The organism is Desulfurococcus sp. (assembly GCF_049970475.1).
Taxonomy (GTDB): Archaea; Thermoproteota; Thermoprotei_A; order Sulfolobales; family Desulfurococcaceae; genus Desulfurococcus; species Desulfurococcus amylolyticus.
The window spans coordinates 1-2,046 of sequence record NZ_JBMFMW010000144.1; the positions used below are offsets into that span (position 1 = coordinate 1).

Sequence of the window (2,046 nt, forward strand, 5' to 3'; positions counted from 1 at the left end):
AGAGGCGACCCTAAATGACCCTAAAAAGCACAGAACAGCCTCTAGGGACAAACGGTAAAGAGGAAAATAGATCCAGGGGACCCGATCAGCTATAATGTATATGAGAAACGGGAGGGAAAACTGAGGAGGCTTCCGAGGAGTTTAGAGGAGGCTGTTGAATACCTTATCAGCGATAATGAGTACTTGAGGCCCATATTCCCAAGGGACTTGCTGGAATACTATGCGGAGATTAAACTCAGGGAGGCCAGAAGAATTCGCAGCATCCCGGGTATTGTGGATTATATCACCTTGGAACACCTTGCCTAGGTTGGGAACACTTGTTTATGATTTCTATGTATCCAATGATCTCTTAGGGGACTAGCTAGGAAGTGGAGTAAGCCCCCCAGTACTAGTGGTATTGTTTTAAATATAAGCGCATAATGTTTATCGTAGTCGCTTGGCGTGAAGAACCCTATCTTATTTAAACCCGTTATGAAGGGCACTGGTATCCCCATGGATATCTTTCTAAGTATGCTTAAAGCTTGATGCTCTAGAAGTAATTTATGGACAGCACTATGGTAAATTCTCCTATAACTACTGAGACTATTGTTATCTATGGCTTCGCCCAGGTGTTTTGATAGTTTAAAAATATAGTGGAGCCCGCCTCCCGTATATGGTTTAGTTAATGGGACACTATCCCCATGGAACACTACTCTACCAGCATAGACTGGATCCAGTAATGGCTTGTCTCTCGGTATTATCCCACCGAATTTCTCGTTCACTCCTCCTGGTTTTACCCCGTAGATAGTGGCTATACGCTTAAGTGCTTTCTCAATTATTTCTACGCGGGGTTCATCGAATCCTCCTCCTATTATAGCCGTGTCTTTATCCAATGGTATAATCCATGAGAAAAAGCCAGGTGTGAATTCTGAATAACTTATATATATAGTATCAACATCAACATTTTCAATCCTAGACAAGTACTGGATTCCAACAATAAATCCAGGATAGGGATTTATGAAAAAGCGTCTAAACCTCCCGCTAGCCCCCTCGGCTACAAGTATCATATTACACTGGTATTCAACACTTCCAATAGATATGGTATTGATTCCTACCGGTTTAGCTGTAGAAGCATAGAGTATTCTATGTCCCTTTCCCTCGACGAGTGAGGCAAGCTTCTCTTCTAGCAGTGGTCTGTTAATGTGGAATACGAATTTATCCCTATAGGATACCTCGTATACTCGGTTAAAAGCGTGGAATAGTATTGTATTATAGGATGCATCAGTAATATCGCCCACATAACTCCTCATTAACCTGAGTGTCTCAATCCCTATTAGCCCACTACAATGCTTAGGGATCCCGGGTTGCCTATGTTCCTCGAAAATAACTGCATCCCTGTTCCCAATAAAAACAAGAGGGCTCAACCCAGCTGGGCCAGCACCAATCACGCATATATCCGTTTCAATCATTAATTATCCTCGTAGTCCCTACTCGCCACTCTTAATGTATGCCTTTTGGCTTTTAAAGCGTGAACAATATACTTGTATGCTTTAACCGAGTCGCCTTTAGTGCCACAGGTATATACATCCACTGTGGCAAAAGCGAATTCGGGCCACGTATGAATACTTATATGGCTCTCCAACACTATGCCAACAACACTTATGCCAGGGTTGATCTTCCACGCCTTTACATCAAGTAATGTGAAACCACCTATTTCAGCTGCCTTCTTAACTATTTCTACTAAATCCTTCTCATTCATTAAAATCCCTGGGTCGCACTCATAGAGCTCGCCGTAAACATGTTTCCCTATAACTTTCTTAATGGTAAGCGCTTCCATATCAACCCCCTCCCCTTCAATAATAAATCCCCCTCTCCCTATTTATAAATTTTACCCCCCTAGCAAGCCGAGCTAGTTAAAAATGAAGAGGTTAATTCAATAATGAATCAGCTTACCATTGCTAGATCACAGAATAGGTTCATTGAGGTTATGGGTGAAATCTGTATCACGTCGAGTAAGGTTGGTGAGGTAAAAAAAGTGTGATTGAAACAAGAGTTTTTAACAAGCAG

Annotated in this window: 3 protein-coding genes; 1 reads left to right on the plus strand and 2 read right to left on the minus strand. The window is 42.0% G+C overall.

Annotated elements, in window-relative coordinates:
• Positions 1 to 66: 66 nt before the first annotated feature.
• Positions 67 to 306: a hypothetical protein gene (locus ACP5N5_RS06780; RefSeq protein WP_428134405.1), complete on the plus strand. Its 240-nt coding sequence runs from the start codon at positions 67 to 69 to the stop codon at positions 304 to 306.
• On the opposite strand, the gene ACP5N5_RS06785 is transcribed toward ACP5N5_RS06780, so the two are convergent.
• Together ACP5N5_RS06785 and speD are read right to left on the minus strand one after the other, a co-directional pair.
• On the minus strand, positions 303 to 1,448 hold the full coding sequence (locus ACP5N5_RS06785) for an NAD(P)/FAD-dependent oxidoreductase (protein WP_428134399.1): 1,146 nt from the start codon (positions 1,446 to 1,448) through the stop codon (positions 303 to 305). The two genes, ACP5N5_RS06780 and ACP5N5_RS06785, sit on opposite strands and share 4 nt — an antisense overlap.
• Positions 1,448 to 1,816: an adenosylmethionine decarboxylase gene (gene speD / locus ACP5N5_RS06790; RefSeq protein ID WP_428134402.1), complete on the minus strand. Its 369-nt coding sequence runs from the start codon at positions 1,814 to 1,816 to the stop codon at positions 1,448 to 1,450. The genes ACP5N5_RS06785 and speD overlap by 1 nt, the downstream gene beginning before the upstream one ends.
• Positions 1,817 to 2,046 lie beyond the last annotated feature (230 nt).

Excerpts from the sequence above, each read along its gene's own strand:
- speD (WP_428134402.1), bottom strand. The coding sequence starts at position 1,816 with ATGGAAGCGCTTACCATTAAGAAAGTTATAGGGAAACATGTTTACGGC.
- ACP5N5_RS06785 (WP_428134399.1), bottom strand. The coding sequence starts at position 1,448 with ATGATTGAAACGGATATATGCGTGATTGGTGCTGGCCCAGCTGGGTTG.